The sequence below is a fragment of the Microbulbifer maximicatervae (SeqCode) genome (assembly GCF_052468095.1).
Genome location: NZ_CP174332.1, coordinates 1,804,225 through 1,818,911 on the forward strand (window position 1 = coordinate 1,804,225; position 14,687 = coordinate 1,818,911).

Below are 14,687 nucleotides of genomic sequence, written 5' to 3' on the forward strand. Positions count from 1 at the left end.
AAGCTCGTTTTTACTACGAGGAGTTGGATTGGTTGTTTGCTGTTCAGTGATGGGCGGGGTCAATCAGTGAGTTAGAATCTGGCTTGGAGGGGGCTGACCTGTTTGGTTGCCCCTTTTTAGAGTGAGGGATTTGTAGTTGCTACTCGTGCGCTGTGCATTACCAGCATCTGTCGAAGAGTTCATACCTGTCAGAACTGAACTGTTCGCTTTCATGGGTTTCGGTAGATTCAACAATGACTGAGATAGGCATCCAACCCAGATAATTGTGGGCATTTTCATAGTGGTCCATGCCAACTTCCCAGGTGCGAGTAATAACACCATTAGAGCTGTTGGTGGATTTCCATATAACTCGGACGTAACCGCGAGAGGTCGCATCGGACTGCTCGGGCAAGCGTTCTTGGCAATTAATCCATTGGGGCAGTTCTAAGTTGGGTACACCTTTGGCAGAGGGTGGCAGATCTTGGCTCAATGGAAGTCTCCGGTTCGAATTTTTAAGAAATATATCAGTTTTTCTGTCTTTTTCTAGATTGTTTTTTTTAGGCGTCCCCATTTTTTCTTTTTAAATTTTATTCGGGTATCGCTTTTGGATTTATTGGTTGATTTGTGGTAGTGGTTTTTTTACTGTCAGTTTGAAAAAGCAACTTATGTGTAACACTTTTTGTTCGGCCTTAAGGGGTAGGTTTGATCAAACTAAAGTGGATGCTTCTGATATTTATGGTGTATTGAATCTTCAGTTAGGTGGTTGGCTTGTTTTTTATTTGAGGAGAGTATTGATGCAGAAAAACTTGGGTGCAACAGTTTTAGGTTTTGTATTCTTCTTTGCTGCAATAAATTACGCTAACTCTATAGATAAAAAAGTGGGAGAGGTAAGCGTTCTCACTAGTCCTTTCGACTACTGTGCGGCGGTGGTAAACGATGATAACCCAGTTCAGCGCTTTGCCGGCCAAGCTATGCCAAAGGAAATCGTTGATGGTATCAGAAGAGCGGCCAATCTCGGTGCAGAAGCGCCTGAAGATTGGATCGCGAGGGGGACCTATTGGCGATGTATGGATGGAAATGTCTTTGCCTGCTTTGTTGGGGCTAATCTCCCCTGTGATGAGAAAGCTGACACCAGTCGGGAGCCGAGTAGTGCGATGCTTTCATATTGCAAAGATAATCAAAGTTCCGGGACCGTTCCTGCGGTAGTGGCTGGCCGTGCCTCTATGTATGAATGGCGCTGTAGGTCGGGTGCCCCGGAAATTATCAGGCAGATATCTAAACCCGATGCCCGGGGTTTTTTGTCTAATTATTGGTATCGGTTAGATAGGCCTGTTTCTGTTGAGTAGGGAAAGCCTATAATCAGAAGGCTTTCTCTTCCCGCCTATCTATAAGTTATCCCTGTCCTTCCATCTTTTCATTGTCCATGCGCTTGGCGAGTTTGTGGCCTTCGTCCGACTGCCCAATTTTCCAGTAACTGGAGATATAAATATGGGTTTTGGGGATTACTCTTTCCTGCTTAAAGAATTGCCGTAGGGTGCGCATGCTGTCGAATTCACAGGCGGCCCATACGGAGGCCTGTCCATCGAGCCAGGTTAGAGCCTGTAATTTTTCCAGGAGTTTCTCGCCGGATGGAGCCGGATTGATAATCCATTGGATTTGCAGGTTCTCTGGGTGTTCTAGCTCCTGAATATCAGCTTCACTGGAGACCTCAATTAATGCGTATCCCTTTGCATCCTTTTGAAGCTCCGCAAGGTTTACGCTGATGGCTGGCAGTGCAGTCATGTCCCCCAATAGTAAAAACCAGTCTGCCTCGGGATTGGTCATTTTTTTGGGGCCGGGGCCGCGGGTTAAGATCGTATCGCCGGGCTGTGTTTTAAGTGCCCAGCTTAGAGCGGGCCCTTCGTGTTCATGCAGGGCGAAGTCGATATCAATTTCAGTTTCACGCTGGTGTCTGATGGTATAGCTTCGCAATAGCGGGCGCTCGCTTCCAGCTTGTGGAAACAGAAATTTGATATAGGCGCTTTCCTGATTGGGGGCGAGAGTTTTTAGATCATCGCCACCGAGGGTGATGCGCAGCATATTTTCAGTAACTTGTGTCCTGCGAATAACGACCAATTCTCTGGTAACTTTCTCGGCCATAGGGTTTAGCTCCTTTCGTCAGGGGTGGAGTGCTCTTTCATATTGGCGACCATAACGCTGGCAATGCGGGCGAAGTTTTCTAGCTCTTCAGTACTCAAGTTGCGAGTCATTTGCCTGGCCACTTCAGTTTCTTGTCCGCTTACTTTTTCCAGCGTGCTTATTCCGTATGTAGTTAGTGTCAAAAACTGGCTGCGCCGATCATTGGGGTTGTCGGTCTTTTCGATTAACCCTGAGTGCACCAGGTCGTTTAGCACACGTGTTACTTGGGCTTTGTCCAAATTCATCCGCTGGGCAATTGACCGGGCAGTACTCAGTGGAAATTTGAAGACACCTTTGAGTACCCGTATATGGCTCACCGGCAAGCCAATTTGCTGCTCCTGTATGCCAGCTCGCAAGCGCCGTTTGTAGGCGTGAATAAGCTGGTGGAGGGATTCATTGATTGCGGTGTCTTTCATGGCGCCATGCTAACTGGTTGATAGTGTCAACCTTATTGATATTGGTTGACACTGTCAACTAAGCTCAGATGGAAGGAGGTTGGGTTGATAGTCTGTGGAGGGTAATTTGGTTGGGGGTGCAGAGAGGCTGGGAAGGGGGTACCCCTTCCCGTGAGCTTAATTAGGTGCTACCAAGTTAAGCTGATATCGGTTCCATCAAACTTTACATCTGAATCGTACACATACTTCAAGGTGCCTTTCCAGAAGGAGCCGTGCCATTCCCAGTCGGCATCGTAACTGACTTCATTGAGCACCCTCTGTCTAAAAGCATCAAAGCTCCCGTAGCGCTCTTCACTTCCCATGATGACGACCCAGGTCTGCTCGTTCCAATCACAGGTCACAGTGTTGGAGTCACCGTTGCCACAGGGGTAGCGGACGGCAACGTATCCATCATCTTCCCTACCAAACTTCCAGTTACCGCTGCGGGACTCCTCCTCGAACTCTTCGGGCCACTGTAGAGCGACATCGGAGCCGCCGGAGTGAAACAGTTCTATCTCCGGGTAGGGGTTGTATTGGATCACGGCGACATTGTTTACCTGCTTTATTTTCGGCAGGTGGTCATTTTGCATGGTGCTATTGCCGTCGCCGACTTTTGCCCAGATAGACTGGGAACCGGTGGTGGCTATCCAGGGGGTTTGTTGGTAGCCCTGGCGGCCTCCCCAATAATTCTGGATGGAGTGCATCATAACTCCGCCATCTTTGTACATGGAAAAGTTGGCCGAGGAGAGTACGGAGCTGCGGCTGAATACAGCCCCCGCCTTGGCGGCCGCAGGGGCGGCTGCTTCGGATAGTCCCAGGAACTGGTCAAATGCTTTGAGCCCCTCATAACCTTCGAGTTGGTATTTGCTGGCGAACCAGGCGGTATCCGCTGCGACATCGGGGTGGAAGTAGGCTCCCTGGCTCCAATAGAAGGGTACGCGCTCTTCCCGGGGAAAGTCTGCATAGATCTCGTTTCTGGCATCCCCCAGCGAATGGCCGACTGAATAATTTATGTTGAGATCTTTACCGAAATATTCGAAAACCTCATCGGTGATTTCCAACCCGGATGTGGCGAGCATTACGCCGGCGGGACTGGGGGTGCGTACTGACTCTTTGCCCAGACCTGTCAGGAGGTAGATAATCCGGTTGATATTCCCTCCGGACCCATTGCGGCGGTAGCCGTCATTACTGCGCCCGGCTGCGGCGAAGTTGATCCCCTGGTCGTTGGTCACCAATAAAATATCTTGCAGCAAGCGATGAGCAGCGCCGATTGCAAGTTCACGAATTTCCTCATCCTCTGCAAAGTCTACGAGGTTTAGCAGTGCCGAGAGGGTATAGGGGTAGTAAACAGGGGAGTAGAACTCATAGAAACCATATTGGTTCTTCACTTCCAGATAGCGCTTTAGGCGCTTATAAGTTCTGTCGTCCTCAAATGCCCCATATTTCTCCTGGAGGAGATATTGGGCAGAGGTGTACATGATCATATGGTTTTCTGAAGCAAAGACATGGTCACCCGTCCCGCCTTCTTTAAACCAGAAGTGATAGCCGTCGAGTGCGGCAAAGAGTTCGTCTTTTATTTCGGGGCGGAAGAATAAGATGCGGATTAGGCGGGTGAGAGTGAAGTCAGAATTTTTCTTGCCGCCGTTGCGGAGTACATCCAGGTTCTTATTTAGCGCATCCCAGTTGAGATCATCACCGGTGTATGCCTGAAGTACGACGGCAGTATCGTTGGTAGAGGTGACTCCTTCCTCAATATATTGCAGCTGCCTGTCAATATAGGCGCTCTCATCAAAGGACTGGGCTTGAGACGTCGCTGACTGAATCGCCAATCCTAATAAAATCGGGTACAGCACTCCTGCTGATGGCACTTTCATAAGTACTAGTTCCTATTTGGTTTTAATTGATTTATAAAATAAATACAAGCGTACCACTTATCTATTACATAAATTTGGCGCTTGAGAAGCTAGTTATTTTCTTTCGGGATTAGTTGCAAAAACGATCAGCGGATATTGCTGGTTCTCAAATTGAAAATATTTTTTAAGTGGTCATTCTTGAGAAGTAGGGGGCTAGTGCTTTATCTAATTTTTCTGGCGTTTCCGCTGTGTCTAATTGGTACGCAGGCGTACTCAAGATAAATCTGGTTTATGTTCTGTATTATTGGGTAGGTAAAGTAGAAAAGTTACTCTGTCATCTCGGGTGGGGTTGTGATTCGTACGCGAGGTTATTTTCCATTGAGTGACGATGGTTCTTCTATATTGTGGTGTGATTCGCCAGTAAATATTGCAGTGGTCCTACAGTTCTAGGAGAGGGAGATGAAAAACCTACTGATATTCTTTGCAGCCGGAAGCCTCGGTGCTTTGGCAAACAGTATTGCGGTGTGGCTATTTGGCCAGTTGGGGATTAATGCCGCTTTTGGCGTATCAATTGCCCCTCCTCTATCTCCTGAGTGGCTTTATCCTCGTATTGTTTGGGGTGGCTTATGGGGACTGCTATTTATTCTTCCGTTCTGGTCATCGAAGTTACTTTTAAAAGGAGCTCTTCTTAGTTTGTTTCCCTCTGCATTTCAATTGTTTGTGGTTTTCCCTGTGATGGTTGGGAAGGGTGTTGCCGGATTTGAGTTGGGAGTCTTAACACCAGTCCTGGTGTTGTTTTTCAATTGGATTTGGGGTGTTGTTACTGCCCTAACTATTAAGGCTGCTCGGTAATAGGGTGTTAACTTTGTGGTGGTAGGCTTGGCGCTATAGAAATGTTGGCCGTTGTTACTTTTGGGGCAGTTTGACCTCGCTATATCGCTTTTCTCCTGCAAGCTATCGATCTTATGTCAAGGTTGTACGTTACTCATGTAATCTATCTATTTCGTATCAAAGTTATTCGAATGGGGAAGTTGAACGTGGGAAAAACGGCAAAAATTTGTAGCCTTATCTGTTCTATGATAATTCTTGTGATGGGCTTTATTGCAACTTCACAAGCAGCTGAGACTAAGCGGATACTAATCGTTGCTTCTAATCTTCAGGATATGGGTGATCCGGAGAAACACGATGCAAGAAATAATTTGTGGGAGTACGCTCCGCCTTACCATATTTTTGTTTCCCATGGGTATGACGTGGACTTTGTTTCGCCAAAAGGTGGGGTGGTCCCGTTTATGATGGATCCACTGGGGATTAGTAGTTACACCATCAAACATGAAGGTTTTTTAGAACGGGCAAATAGTTCACTAAAGCCTGAGCAAGTAGTTATAGAGAATTATGCAGCTGTTTATATCGGTGGAGGCTATGGAACCTTATTTGATGTGGCATCCAATCGTGAGCTGCTAAATATTATGGGTGGGATTTACCAGAAAGGGGGAGTTGTGGGCAGCTGTGGCCATGGGGCAGGTGCGTTTGCTGATGTGAAACTGAAAGATGGCCATTATATGGTAAAGGGTAAGAAGGTTGCCGGTTTCCCGAACTCTACAGAAGAAGAGAAGTCATGGGCTAAGCAGGGTACTTTATTACCGTTCTTGGTAGAGGAACGCCTTCGTGAGAATGGAGCCATTATTATTAATAAGGATAATGTTGCTGATAAGCATGATGTAATATCTGATCAGCGTATTGTTTCTACAATGTTTTTACCTTCTTCTGCACTGGTTGCAAAAGAAATGTTGGGTTTAATCGAGAGCAACTAAATTGCTCCAGTACTTTATTGTGTATTTTCTCTGTCGTTAGGCAGTCATTCTGCGGGTCAAGCTCTAACGAGTTTGGCCTCAATGCGACCAATCTCTACCTGTTAGTTTCAATATGCTATAGCGCGGGCATGCCAACTCGGGATCACTCGATCGCCCTGTAGCTTAATCTTGTCTCTGCATATTTATCTGCCATTCTTTCTAAAGGGAGCTGAAATCGGCGGCAGTGAATATGCGTCCATTTGTTGTATTAATAATATCGGTAACTTTGGGGAAGCTGGCCTATATGTTTAGCCCCTCTCTGGGGAACAATGTAATAGTGGCTCTATTGGCCCTGTTGGGTGTGGTTCCCTATTTGTTAATGCCGATTAGATCCGAGTTTTTCAGGGCGCAAATTCTTCAATGGGCTAAACAGAATAATATTGGCGTTTTGAGACTCGAGAGTAGGGGGTTTTCCAAAGGACGATTGTTTTGGCGTGTATCTGATGCGCAAAGCGTCTTTTGTGTTACCTCAAGAGAAGCCACTTACTGGGTGGCCTGCGGCTCATGGCTGCTGGGTTCTTATAGTCGGAAGCTAATCATATATAAAGAGGTTGGGGGTGCGTTGGACTTGATTGCAGCATTTGACGGAGATAGTTGCCAGGCTGAGTGATTTTGATCGGTGCTTACTGGACTAGAGGGCTTGATTTGATAGCAGCAATGTGAATATAAATATATTTTTGCTTGCGATTCATTATAAGAAGCAACCTATCTCGATAATTCTGTAAAGGATTCCCAGGCTGAAGGGCAGAAAATTGCTGATCTGAGGCCGGATATCAAGAATTTACAGGCAGATATCAAACCCCTGACTGCCAGCATCGTTACGCTGGATATTGCCGATGCCACAGCAATCTCTCTGGGCACGGTTGCTTCTATCGTGGCTTTTCCAGAGGGCTTGTTGAAATGGTTTGTGATGGGGCCGGTGGCTGCTGCAAAAATTGTTGCGGATCAAAAGAGTATTCAGGATCAGCAGGCAGAGATGGACCTGATCTCTACTGATGTATCCACTCTACAAGTACTGTCTCAGAGCTTTGGGTAGCTAGCAGAAGAAACCCAGCAAGTTGAAGATAATTTACAGGCCTTTTTGCTAGAGCGGCAAAGAATTGAAAGTGATGTTTCCGATGCGATAAGCGATATTCAAATTGCAATCTCTGATGAAGAGAGGGCAAAACTATATAGCAGTTATTATTGACCTCAGTGAGGCGGTGGTCGAGTGGAATATGCTTATTCCCAAGCGGGAAGCCTGTTTTTTTGAGCTCAACGTGAACAATGCATATTTGAAAATTGGAATGAGTTCAGAGCAGGTTAAATCTGCTTTTGCTGGTGGGAGCACTGTTGGTGTGATTCAATATTATAATAATCTCTGAAGATGTTCTTGCAGTTTAGTTTTGAAGGCTTATTTCTGTGGAATAAGCCTTTTTAATTACGGGATTGCTAAATTGACTCCTTCAAACTAAGTATTTGAGAAAGCCAAGATCTCTACTCCTCGTAACGAATGTCAGTAATATAGAAAGCCTGCCACTTTTCCCCCTGCCGGATATCCACTTCATCATCGAGCTTGCGCCCTAATAAGGCACGGGCAACGGGGGAGTCCATGGATATCAAGCCTGCTTTTACATCGAATTCATCGGGTCCTACAATGCGGTAGCAAACGCTCTCTCCCTCATCATCTTCAAGCGTTACCCAGGCTCCAAAAAAGACCTTTTCCTTATCGTCCGGTATTCGATCTACAACAGTAATCTCTTCCAGGCGCTTGGTGAGAAAACGCACGCGGCTGTCGATTTCCCGTAGTCTTTTTTTACCGTAGATATAGTCTGCGTTTTCCGAGCGATCTCCCAGCTTGGCGGCGTCGCTAACCGCCTGGGTTACCCGGGGGCGCTCCTCCTCCCAGAGATGCTTAACTTCGGCGCGCATACGTTGCGCGCCCTCTGCGGTGATGTAGCGGGAGCCGCGTGGACGCGGCGGTCTCCATCTTCCCATAGTATTTTTTTAAACTCTTTTTAATTCAATATTGTTTAATTATAGGTTTTCGATGGTAATTCCCGGGCCGGGTTCCGCGAGCGGGAAATTAAATATGCGGCTGTAGAATTCAAGCTCTCCCTCCAGGGCCAGCTTGATACTGTCGCCACTGCGGAAGCCATGCCCTTCATTGGCAAATGTAATATAGGACACCGGAATACCGCGGGCCCTCAGGGCATTCACCATGGTTTCGGCTTGGTTGGGTGGTACTACCTTGTCCTCCATGCCCTGGAAGAAAATTACTGGGCAATTCAGCTTTTCCACATCGTTAATGGGGGAGCGCTGAAGGTAGACTTTTTCTGCGGAAGGCCAGGGTCCTACCAGTTTATCCAAGTAGCGGGACTCAAACTTGTGGGTGTCTTTGGCGAGGCTGCTCAACTCCCCGATCCCATAATGGCTGGCACCTGCTTTAAAGGTATCGTGGTAAGTCAACGCTGCCAGAACTGTGTAACCGCCGGCACTACCACCTTTGATCAGCAGGCGGTTGGGGTCGGCGAGCCCATCTTCTACCAGGTATTCTGCACCAGCGCAGACATCTTCCACGTCATAGATGCCCCATTTATCGGTGAGGCGGTCCCGATACCTGCGGCCATAGCCGGTACTGCCGGAGTAGTTTACGTCCAGAATGGCGAACCCCCGGCTTGTCCAGTATTGAACTTTCAGGCTGAGGCCTGCTGATGTAGCGCCGGTGGGGCCCCCATGACTAAATACAATCAGCGGTGGCTTATCGCCACTAGGTGCTTGGAAGTTGGGGTTGTGGGGTGGGTAATAAAATCCGTGTACCGCACGATTACCCACTTGAAAAGTGACGGCTTGAGCAATGGAGAGCAAATCGGTTGGCAGCGAGCTGCTATTGCTACTGGCAATCTGTTCCGTTTTACCCGTCTTTTGGTTAAAGCTAATAACAGCGGGAAAGCTCTCTGCACCTGCGGCAATCATCACCCCGCTGCCATTTTCACAGTGCAGGCTTTCGATATCACAATAAGGCTGGGGAAGAGTTTGATGCTCTCCGCTTTTTATATTGACCTGTCCAAGGTGCCAAGTGCCATTCTGGGTGTAAGTACAGAGGATATCCGTGGAGCTAATGAAGCCGTAAGTGGACATGCCAAATACCCACTGTGGTGTGGCGAATTCTGCTTCTTTTTTCCACAAGGGTTCGCTTTGTCCCAGCCTATATAGGTTCCACCAGTTGTTGCGATCAGAGACATAGCAGAGTTCGCCCTCAGGAGACCACTGGGGCTGAAAGACGGATTCATTCTCACCGCCGGCTACTTGGGTGACTTCACTGATATCCCCCATCTGATCGAGTTTGGCGATACAGAGCTCTGTCGCGTCCCAGGGGAGGTTAGGGTGGTGCCAGCGCAGAAATGCGAGTCGATCACCGGCCGGATTCAGAGTTGGGTTCGAATAAAAGTCTGCCCCTTCTTGAAGGATTGTTGGAGGATTTGCCAGTGGGTTGTTTAGGTCTACCGCGATAATGCGCGCACGGGGTTCCTCGCCCTGCTGGTGGCCACTGGTATCTTCCTCGACACAAATTAATCGATTTCTCAGGGGATCGATATTCAGATCGGCGTAGCGGGAGCTATTTTCTGCAGTGATTGCTTCGGGGATCGCATCGTCGAGCTTCATACGATAAATGCGCTGATCTTCTGCCAGTACGAAATAGGCGGTGTCACCGTAAACAAGATAACTGCCGCCCCCGTATTCATGGGCTTTGGTGCGTACGGCGATTGGGGCGGGGGTGAGATCTCTGCGCCCATTCTTTGGACAATACTGCACCAGTACATTCCTGCCTTTTTCAGAAGGGCGGGACTCCAGCCAGTAATAGCGGCCATCTACTAAATTGGCTTCTGCCAGGCGAACGCTGCCCTCCACGAGAAGTTCTGCGTTGATTGCAGATTTCCAGCTGCCGTAAGGGGCGATGGTTGGAGTGATAGTCTCGCTCATGAGGTACTTACTTCCTTATTGGGTTATTTCGCATTCTGCCGAGATGAATCCGGGGAAACAAGGTGCCTTGGCGGGGTCCCTATGGTAGTCTCGTAAAACCAAGCAAGCGCTTGGTGCTGTAATTTGTCGATGCACTATCCAGAATCAGCTCTTCCACTCGCTCTGGTCCTTTTACGATCAGTTGGTGTTGTAGGAGCGGCGCTCAACGCTGGATAGCCCTGTAAACAGCGGCCTTAACAAAGATAATTCAGGAGAGCCAGCGATGTCTGATGAAGTGGTGATTACTTGCGCCCTAACCGGAGTGCTTACCAACCCCCAGCAGCACCCGGTCCCGGTAACCCCCAAGGAAATGGCGGAATCCGCCCGTGAAGCCTACGATGCGGGGGCTTCCGTTATGCATGTTCATTTCCGCGCGCAAGAGGAAAATAAAGGCCATTTACCCACCTGGGACCCGCAAATAGCCTTGGAAATTGCCGATGCAATTCGCGATAAATGCCCTGGCGTTATTCTAAATTTTTCAACTGGCACTATCGGACGGGATCAGCAAGGCCCCTTGAGTTGTGTGCGTGCCGGTAGGCCGGAAATTGCCGCCTGTAATGCGGGAAGCCTGAACTATTTAAAGGCGCGATCCAACGGCACCTGGGCTTGGCCACCCATGGTATTTGATAACCCGGTCGATAAGGTAGAGGAGCTGTTGGCAGTTTGTCGGGAGACCGGTACCCGCCCGGAATTTGAGTGCTTTGATATCGGTATCGTTCGCTCTGTGGGAATGTATGCGGATGTAGGGATGGTGGATAAGCCCAACTACAACCTGGTGATGGGAGTGGCTTCAGGTATGCCTGCCGATCCCGACTTACTGGAAATTATTCCAAAATATATGAAGCCCGGCAGCTTATGGCAGAGCACAGTGATCGGCCGTGAGGAAATCTGGCCGGTGCATCGCAAGACTGCAGAATTGGGTGGCCATTTGCGCACAGGGGTTGAAGATACCTTTTACTTGCCGGGAGGAGAGCGAACTTCAGGGAATGGTCAATTGATTGAGGCTCTTGCGGCTGTAGCTGAAGAGACAGGGCGAAAGGTGGTGTCCCCGAGTCGGGCGCGAGAGATTTTCTGCTAAAAGCAGCATGCGCCAATGATTGCGTCCGGCTCCTTGCTGCGGAATTACTTTCCGAGGCTGTAGACTGTCAGCTATTACTTTTCTTCCTTTTGAGCCGCATCAGAATACTGATGCGGCTCTGTTATATGGAGCCGATGGGCTCTGTTTTTCCAGCATTAACTCCAAGGTGACTAGTAGATTGGCCTGCTAGTCTTAGAGCCAAATAACAGATTTGTTTAATAACGATAAGTTGTCCTGGGAGTGGTCAATGCAAGGGTTTCTGGATCATTTCACTACCCTGATCGAGTGGGCAAACCTGCTTGCCTGGGGTGGCGTCGGTGGCATCTGGTGGCTTGGAATCTTGATTTTAGGATTGCTGCCGGCGGGGCTCTACTTTTCTATTCGCACTCGCTTTATACAATTTCGTCACTTTGGTCATATGGTCAAAGTCATGATTCGTGGCATCCATAAGGAAAATGAAAATTCAGTAACCGCATTTCAGGCATTTGCCACTAGCGCAGCTGCGAGAATCGGCACCGGAAATATTGCTGGTGTGGCTGTGGCTATAACCGCTGGCGGGCCCGGTGCGGTGTTTTGGATGTGGCTGGTGGCCTTGCTGGGGATGGCCACCAGTTTGGTGGAGAATACTCTCGCGCAAACTTACAAAGAGCGCGGTGATGTTCCTGGGGCATTTCGTGGGGGACCTGCCTATTACATTGAAAAGGGGCTGGGACCACAGTGGAAATGGCTGTCCCTGACTTTTTCAGTTTTTCTTATGATTTGTTACGGATTTACCTTTAATGCTGTGCAGTCAAATGCGATGGCTGCCGCGCTGTATGGAGCTTGGGGTGTAAGCCCTTTATGGGTGGGTTTTTTTATTACGCTCTTTGCCGGGATTATTGTTTTTGGTGGTATTCGTTCAATTGCGCGCTTTGCCGGTATTGTTGTCCCTTTTATGGCAATTGGTTACTTGTTGGTAGCTTTCTATGTTTTGCTCGCCAATATTGCTGAATTACCTGGGGTGCTGTTGGAAATTCTGGCAAATGCCTTCGGGTTTCAGGAGGCTGGGGCGGGGGCCTTTGGTGCGGCGGTGGCCAATGGAATCAAGCGGGGCTTGTTTTCCAATGAAGCTGGACTTGGCTCCTCGCCCAATGTCGCTGCTGCTGCAGATGTAAAACACCCAATGGTGCAGGGATACGTGCAAATGGCATCGGTATTTCTCGATACCATTATTATCTGTACTTCCACGGCAGCAATTATCTTGGTGGCAGATGTCTTTATGGTCGGTAATTTGGAAGGGGTTGAGTTAGTTCAAGACGCACTGGCGAGTGAGGTGGGTACCTGGGGAAGTAGTTTTATTGCTACTGCATTGATGTTTTTTGCTTTTACATCAATTATCGGTAACTACTATTACGGTGAAACCAATATTTATTACCTTTACCACACCCGAACATCCATCTTATGTTATCGGCTATTGTTTTTAATGTTCGTGCTTTTTGGGGCTTGGGTGGCAGATACGGGAAGTGCGGAAAACTTTGTCTTTCTTTGGCGTATGGCCGATGTCTCGATGGGTTTTATGGCATCGGCAAACCTTATAGCTATCTTACTTTTGTCTGGTGTGGCCTTTAAGGTAATGGCAGATTACGAGAGTCAGTTGTCTTCCGGGGTGCGTGAGCCGGTGTTCAATGGAAGTAAATTTAAAATAAAAGGCATTGAGCACGATGTTTGGGGTTGATACCAGTTTGAGGTTGATACCAAGAGTACTCAATGCCATCCAGTTACAAGCTGGGCTTGTGCATCGCCAGATAGAAAATAGCGACTACTTGCAGGAAGGCAAGTACACAGGCAGTGATTCTAATTGGATTGGAAAAGTTGGGGCGCAGAGCAAAGACGCCAGCAATAATGTAGCCAAATACCAGGGCTACTTTCGCACCTAGCCAGGGCGATGTGCCCGGGTTCCAGCTGCCGAGAATCACCAGTCCGGCAGCCGCAGCTAACAGCAAAGTGTCGTTGAGGTGTGGCACCCAGCGCAGAGGGCCATTTCGCCAGCCCGTGTTGTGGCTGAACTCCAATCCCACTCTGATGGTAAACAGCAGGATACTGAGCGCTGCGGCGGTCATGTGGACGTGTTTTATAAGGGCATAATCAATCATGGTTATGATCTGGCTGTATGTTGACCAAGGTGTTCTGTGTACCTTCCAGACAAAGGGAAGGTGTGATTCTAGCCGCCAAAGCATAACGACATGCTGTGGTCGGATGCAATATGCAAAGCGGGGAAGGCAATAAACCTACTGATAGCGATATCTCATAAGTTAATACTGCTAGCAGTAGGTACACAGATCATATCTGTCAGTTTGCTTTGGTGGGCCGGCCTCAGGTTTTGGTGCTGGCGGGGCCCATATGCGCGGGATTAGTTCAGGTTTCTGATCTGGCCATACTTCATCCGTTGGGCTACGCCATGTTCAGCCCGAATCATATTTTCGTTAATGGCTAGCGGGTCAGTAGGTACATTACCGTCATCGTCACTGAGCCCGACAGTGGCGATCTCCTCACGCAATTCCATGGAGCCACCTACCCAAATCCAGCCGCTAGTTCTGGTTGAGATCAGGTTGTTGCGGTTCGGGATAGTTATATTGTTATAAACAATATTTAGACCGCCATTGGCAATACGGGCCATGGTTAAGGGAGCGTTTTGCTGGCGGAGCACTCTACCCATGGGTGCCTGGCGTTCATCCGCCAGGAAAGTGGAGTTTGCGCTGCCCGACAGGTATCGCCCGCGATTACAGCGGTCGGCGTGAACCAATTCATGGGCCAGGGTGATATAGCTTGGGCAATTCCCCATTGCTACGGTGCCGTTGTTGGCCAGGTTGGCGGTTTGCAGGGCTGTATTGTTCCACATTACAACGCCGCTGGAGCCGCTGCTCATCACTTTGGCCATAAAGCCTCTGTCCGGGCTTACTAGTGGGAGGTAGCTCTTAAAGCCGCTCCATACCTGATCCATCAGCCACTGGTCGGGACGAAATCCGAGAGCGTGGTGCTCAGTAATTCTGGTGTCGTGGCGGCTGGTGATTAGTCGGCGTAGCAGAGTGGTGCTGTTTGCCCTCAAGCCAGCTGCAGTCAAAATACCAATTCCCTCTGTAATTCGCAGCACATGTCGCCCCCCGGTTCGGTATCGCTCCTGTGTATAGGTAAGAGCGGTACCGACACCGCCGACAAGAGTATTCAGGGCAGCCCTTACTTGTGTGATAAACGTGATATTACTGGAGTCAATGCAGAGTCCCATTGTTATTCTCCTGTCCTGCTCGCAATACGAATTATCGTGGCTGAGAAAAGC

The 14,687-nt window shown here is 48.7% G+C and carries 15 protein-coding genes; 7 read left to right on the plus strand and 8 right to left on the minus strand.

Annotated features, from left to right (window positions below; translation table 11 throughout):
• Nucleotides 1–157: 157 nt before the first annotated feature.
• Nucleotides 158–469: a DUF551 domain-containing protein gene (locus ACJJIL_RS07735; protein ID WP_444914105.1), complete on the minus strand. Its 312-nt coding sequence runs from the start codon at nucleotides 467–469 to the stop codon at nucleotides 158–160.
• A gap of 304 nt (nucleotides 470–773) precedes the next feature.
• Between ACJJIL_RS07735 and ACJJIL_RS07740 the strand changes: the two genes are divergently transcribed.
• Nucleotides 774–1,325, plus strand: a complete 552-nt coding sequence (locus ACJJIL_RS07740) for a hypothetical protein (protein WP_444914104.1) — start codon at nucleotides 774–776, stop codon at nucleotides 1,323–1,325.
• A 46-nt stretch (nucleotides 1,326–1,371) separates the two neighbouring features.
• On the opposite strand, the gene ACJJIL_RS07745 is transcribed toward ACJJIL_RS07740, so the two are convergent.
• From ACJJIL_RS07745 to ACJJIL_RS07755, 3 genes are all read right to left on the minus strand, one after another.
• Complete coding sequence (locus tag ACJJIL_RS07745; RefSeq protein WP_445361593.1) at nucleotides 1,372–2,118, minus strand: siderophore-interacting protein; 747 nt, start codon at nucleotides 2,116–2,118, stop codon at nucleotides 1,372–1,374.
• A 5-nt stretch (nucleotides 2,119–2,123) separates the two neighbouring features.
• Nucleotides 2,124–2,573, minus strand: a complete 450-nt coding sequence (locus ACJJIL_RS07750) for a MarR family winged helix-turn-helix transcriptional regulator (protein WP_445361594.1) — start codon at nucleotides 2,571–2,573, stop codon at nucleotides 2,124–2,126.
• Nucleotides 2,574–2,740: 167 nt separating this feature from the next.
• Nucleotides 2,741–4,465: a hypothetical protein gene (locus ACJJIL_RS07755; protein WP_445361595.1), complete on the minus strand. Its 1,725-nt coding sequence runs from the start codon at nucleotides 4,463–4,465 to the stop codon at nucleotides 2,741–2,743.
• A gap of 438 nt (nucleotides 4,466–4,903) precedes the next feature.
• Between ACJJIL_RS07755 and ACJJIL_RS07760 the strand changes: the two genes are divergently transcribed.
• The 4 genes from ACJJIL_RS07760 (at nucleotide 4,904) to ACJJIL_RS07775 (ending at nucleotide 7,658) form a co-directional block, all read left to right on the plus strand.
• Complete coding sequence (locus ACJJIL_RS07760) at nucleotides 4,904–5,296, plus strand: hypothetical protein (RefSeq protein WP_445361596.1); 393 nt, start codon at nucleotides 4,904–4,906, stop codon at nucleotides 5,294–5,296.
• 185 nt (nucleotides 5,297–5,481) lie between these two features.
• Entirely contained in the window at nucleotides 5,482–6,255 is a 774-nt protein-coding gene (locus ACJJIL_RS07765; RefSeq protein ID WP_445361597.1) for a type 1 glutamine amidotransferase domain-containing protein, read from the plus strand.
• Between the two features lie 934 nt (nucleotides 6,256–7,189).
• A complete protein-coding gene (locus ACJJIL_RS07770; RefSeq protein ID WP_445361598.1) occupies nucleotides 7,190–7,330 on the plus strand; it encodes a hypothetical protein in 141 nt (46 codons plus the stop codon).
• A gap of 115 nt (nucleotides 7,331–7,445) precedes the next feature.
• A complete protein-coding gene (locus ACJJIL_RS07775; protein ID WP_445361599.1) occupies nucleotides 7,446–7,658 on the plus strand; it encodes a hypothetical protein in 213 nt (70 codons plus the stop codon).
• 112 nt (nucleotides 7,659–7,770) lie between these two features.
• Here the strand turns inward: ACJJIL_RS07775 and greB are convergent, their stop codons facing one another.
• Nucleotides 7,771–8,271, minus strand: a complete 501-nt coding sequence (gene greB, locus ACJJIL_RS07780; RefSeq protein WP_444897666.1) for a transcription elongation factor GreB — start codon at nucleotides 8,269–8,271, stop codon at nucleotides 7,771–7,773.
• A gap of 39 nt (nucleotides 8,272–8,310) precedes the next feature.
• Complete coding sequence (locus tag ACJJIL_RS07785) at nucleotides 8,311–10,257, minus strand: S9 family peptidase (RefSeq protein WP_445361600.1); 1,947 nt, start codon at nucleotides 10,255–10,257, stop codon at nucleotides 8,311–8,313.
• A gap of 262 nt (nucleotides 10,258–10,519) precedes the next feature.
• Between ACJJIL_RS07785 and ACJJIL_RS07790 the strand changes: the two genes are divergently transcribed.
• Both ACJJIL_RS07790 and ACJJIL_RS07795 read left to right on the plus strand, forming a co-directional pair.
• A complete protein-coding gene (locus tag ACJJIL_RS07790; RefSeq protein ID WP_445361601.1) occupies nucleotides 10,520–11,374 on the plus strand; it encodes a beta-keto acid cleavage family enzyme in 855 nt (284 codons plus the stop codon).
• Between the two features lie 247 nt (nucleotides 11,375–11,621).
• Nucleotides 11,622–13,088, plus strand: a complete 1,467-nt coding sequence (locus ACJJIL_RS07795) for an alanine/glycine:cation symporter family protein (protein ID WP_445361602.1) — start codon at nucleotides 11,622–11,624, stop codon at nucleotides 13,086–13,088.
• 43 nt (nucleotides 13,089–13,131) lie between these two features.
• Here ACJJIL_RS07795 and ACJJIL_RS07800 read toward each other — a convergent pair whose 3' ends face one another.
• On the minus strand, nucleotides 13,132–13,506 hold the full coding sequence (locus ACJJIL_RS07800) for a SirB2 family protein (protein ID WP_444917537.1): 375 nt from the start codon (nucleotides 13,504–13,506) through the stop codon (nucleotides 13,132–13,134).
• Between the two features lie 257 nt (nucleotides 13,507–13,763).
• Complete coding sequence (locus tag ACJJIL_RS07805) at nucleotides 13,764–14,636, minus strand: M91 family zinc metallopeptidase (RefSeq protein WP_444917536.1); 873 nt, start codon at nucleotides 14,634–14,636, stop codon at nucleotides 13,764–13,766.
• Nucleotides 14,637–14,687: the final 51 nt, after the last annotated feature.

What these genes read in the sequence shown, in the direction of transcription:
- ACJJIL_RS07775 (WP_445361599.1), top strand. Translation starts at nt 7,446, where the DNA reads ATGAAGAGAGGGCAAAACTATATAGCAGTTATTATTGACCTCAGTGAG.
- ACJJIL_RS07750 (WP_445361594.1), bottom strand. Translation starts at nt 2,573, where the DNA reads ATGAAAGACACCGCAATCAATGAATCCCTCCACCAGCTTATTCACGCC.
- ACJJIL_RS07740 (WP_444914104.1), top strand. Translation starts at nt 774, where the DNA reads ATGCAGAAAAACTTGGGTGCAACAGTTTTAGGTTTTGTATTCTTCTTT.
- ACJJIL_RS07800 (WP_444917537.1), bottom strand. Translation starts at nt 13,506, where the DNA reads ATGATTGATTATGCCCTTATAAAACACGTCCACATGACCGCCGCAGCG.
- ACJJIL_RS07760 (WP_445361596.1), top strand. Translation starts at nt 4,904, where the DNA reads ATGAAAAACCTACTGATATTCTTTGCAGCCGGAAGCCTCGGTGCTTTG.
- ACJJIL_RS07790 (WP_445361601.1), top strand. Translation starts at nt 10,520, where the DNA reads ATGTCTGATGAAGTGGTGATTACTTGCGCCCTAACCGGAGTGCTTACC.
- ACJJIL_RS07785 (WP_445361600.1), bottom strand. Translation starts at nt 10,257, where the DNA reads ATGAGCGAGACTATCACTCCAACCATCGCCCCTTACGGCAGCTGGAAA.
- ACJJIL_RS07745 (WP_445361593.1), bottom strand. Translation starts at nt 2,118, where the DNA reads ATGGCCGAGAAAGTTACCAGAGAATTGGTCGTTATTCGCAGGACACAA.
- ACJJIL_RS07805 (WP_444917536.1), bottom strand. Translation starts at nt 14,636, where the DNA reads ATGGGACTCTGCATTGACTCCAGTAATATCACGTTTATCACACAAGTA.
- ACJJIL_RS07755 (WP_445361595.1), bottom strand. Translation starts at nt 4,465, where the DNA reads ATGAAAGTGCCATCAGCAGGAGTGCTGTACCCGATTTTATTAGGATTG.
- ACJJIL_RS07795 (WP_445361602.1), top strand. Translation starts at nt 11,622, where the DNA reads ATGCAAGGGTTTCTGGATCATTTCACTACCCTGATCGAGTGGGCAAAC.
- greB (WP_444897666.1), bottom strand. Translation starts at nt 8,271, where the DNA reads ATGGGAAGATGGAGACCGCCGCGTCCACGCGGCTCCCGCTACATCACC.